We start from the raw sequence: 2,269 nt of genomic DNA on the forward strand, positions 1-2,269 counted from the left end.
TCACAGCGATTGTCCGCTAGCGTTGGCCAAGAGCGATTAAATACTGATTTAGCTGGAGATGTTTCTGCTCGTCAATCTACACCTGGTTTATCGAGCAATGAAATAAAAACCAGCTGGTGGAAGATTGATGACGTATTTTATGAAAGCCGTGGTTCAGCTTGGGCTTTATTGAACTTTATGCGTGCTATTGAACTTGATTTTGCCGATGTATTAGAAAAGAAAAATGCCGAGGTTAGTTTGCGTCAAATTATTCGTGAACTCGAAGCTACTCAGCAAACTGTTTGGAGTCCATTGGTTCTTAATGGTAACGGTTTTGGTTTAGTGGCGAATCACTCGTTGGTGATGGCTAATTATATTTCGCGTGCAAATGCCGCGGTAATTGATTTAACTAATTTACTTTCACAAGGATAAAGATGAAAAAGACTCTTCTTGCCACAGCTGTAGTGTGCCTTTTAAGTGTGCCATCGGTGCATGCAGAAACTGTATTAGGTTTTAAAGTAGGCGCAGATTATTGGCAGGCAGACACCACAAATTCATTTAATGATGATAGTGGTGTTGCTCACAGCTTTAATGATGATTCTTCACAAGGTAGCTTGTGGATTGTTGTTGAGCATCCTTTGCCGTTTGTGCCTAATATTAAAATTCGTGAAAACCGTCTTGAGTCGAGCTCGAGTATTGCCAGTGCCGACTTTAACTTTAACGGTCACAATTTTACGGGTGCAACATCGGTTACTAATGATTTAAGTAATACTGACTTTGTATTGTATTACGAAATTCTTGATAACGATTTAGTGTCTATTGATTTAGGTGCAGCATACAAATTAATGAGTGGTTCATTACGTGTTGCTGATGCTGGTCACCCTGAAGAAGTGGATATCGACAGCGGTATAGTGATGGGATACGCCAGTGCACAAGTTGGTATGATTGGCTTGGGTTTATTTGGTTTTGCTGATGTATTACTAGGCATTGATGAATCTAATGTATATGACTACGGTGCTGGTTTAGGATGGAAGTTTGACGGATTAGCTGTTGATACTTCTGTTCGTGTTGGTTACCGCGAGTTTAATTTTGATGTAAGCAATTTCTCTGGTGTGTCACAAAATACTAACTTTAGTGGTGCATTTGCCGGTATTGAATTAGTTTTCTAATTCAATACCGAGCCACCGATTATGTCAATGTGACTATGTCTATAAAACTATGTAAGCATTTGTAATAATTATAAAAAAACCGCCAATTGGCGGTTTTTTTGTGGGAGCTTATTTTCTCTGTAAGCCTAGTGCTTAGTGACTAATGACTAATACTTATTGAGCAATGAGTCCGCTGTTAATCGAGATAACATCATCTTCGTTCAACGTACCAGCAGCCTGTTTAAGCGCTAGTATAGAATTAATGTAACCATAACGAGCTTCAGACAATTTACGCTTTGAATCATACAAGTCACGTGTACGGTTAAGCACATCTACAATCGTACGGGTACCCACTTCAAAACCCGCTTGAGTTGCTTTTAACGCGCTTTCAGATGAAATAACTGATTGCTCGTAAGCTTTGATTGAACTGATTGAAGCGTTAACGTTGTTAAAGTTATTACGCACGTTTTTAGTGACGCTACGATGAGTTTGTTCTAATTTCTCGCTAGCTTCCACATATCCGAATTGAGCTTGTTTAACTTGAGAAGTGACTTTAAAACCTTCAAAAAGTGGAATGCTTAACGTGATGCCAACATTGGTGTTGTCAAAATCTGGACCTGGAGTTTGATCAACGCCTTTGTTGTAACCTGCATTGAAGTTCAATGTAGGCATGTGGCCAGCTTTGTACAATTTAATGGTTTCATTGGCGATATCTTTAGCGATACGTTGAGTCATTAAGTCGATGCTATTGGTTTCGGCCATTTTCAACCACTCAGCAGATGATGCTGGGGCAGGTGTGCCAGCTGAAAAACGGTTAGTATCAAGAATATTTATTGATTTATGATCTATACCGGTAATTTCACGTAATGCTTCATAGCTATTGTCTAAGGTATTTTGAGCCAAAATTTCTAATGCTGATGCTAAGTCATATTGCGCTTGTGCTTCATGTACATCAGTAATTGCGGTTAGGCCTACAGCAAAACGTTGCTTGGTTTGTTCAAGTTGACGTTCAATGGCTGCTTTTTCTGCACCTTGGAACTCGTAGTTATCTTTAGCTGTTAATACGTCAAAGTAAGCTTTAGTCACACGAGTGATTAACGCTTGCAATGATGATGCATAAGTTGAGTCAGCTTGAGTTGCGG

At 39.4% G+C, this 2,269-nt stretch carries 3 protein-coding genes; 2 read left to right on the forward strand and 1 reads right to left on the reverse strand.

Annotated elements, in window-relative coordinates; translation table 11 throughout:
* Positions 1 to 411 (forward strand): DUF2333 family protein (locus H5202_RS20865; protein ID WP_182773748.1); only part of this gene is annotated, 411 nt, incomplete at its 5' end.
* A 2-nt stretch (positions 412 to 413) separates the two neighbouring features.
* Positions 414 to 1,148 carry a TIGR04219 family outer membrane beta-barrel protein gene (locus tag H5202_RS20870; RefSeq protein WP_182773749.1) on the forward strand — a complete coding sequence of 245 codons (735 nt, stop codon included), beginning with the start codon at positions 414 to 416 and terminating at the stop codon, positions 1,146 to 1,148.
* Between the two features lie 153 nt (positions 1,149 to 1,301).
* On the opposite strand, the gene tolC is transcribed toward H5202_RS20870, so the two are convergent.
* Positions 1,302 to 2,269: outer membrane channel protein TolC (gene tolC / locus H5202_RS20875; protein ID WP_182773750.1), on the reverse strand; the 968-nt coding region annotated here is incomplete at its 5' end.

The organism is Shewanella sp. SG41-4, assembly GCF_014164505.1.
In the GTDB taxonomy this organism is placed as follows: Bacteria; Pseudomonadota; Gammaproteobacteria; order Enterobacterales; family Shewanellaceae; genus Shewanella.

Excerpts from the sequence above, each read along its gene's own strand:
- H5202_RS20870 (WP_182773749.1), top strand. The coding sequence starts at position 414 with ATGAAAAAGACTCTTCTTGCCACAGCTGTAGTGTGCCTTTTAAGTGTG.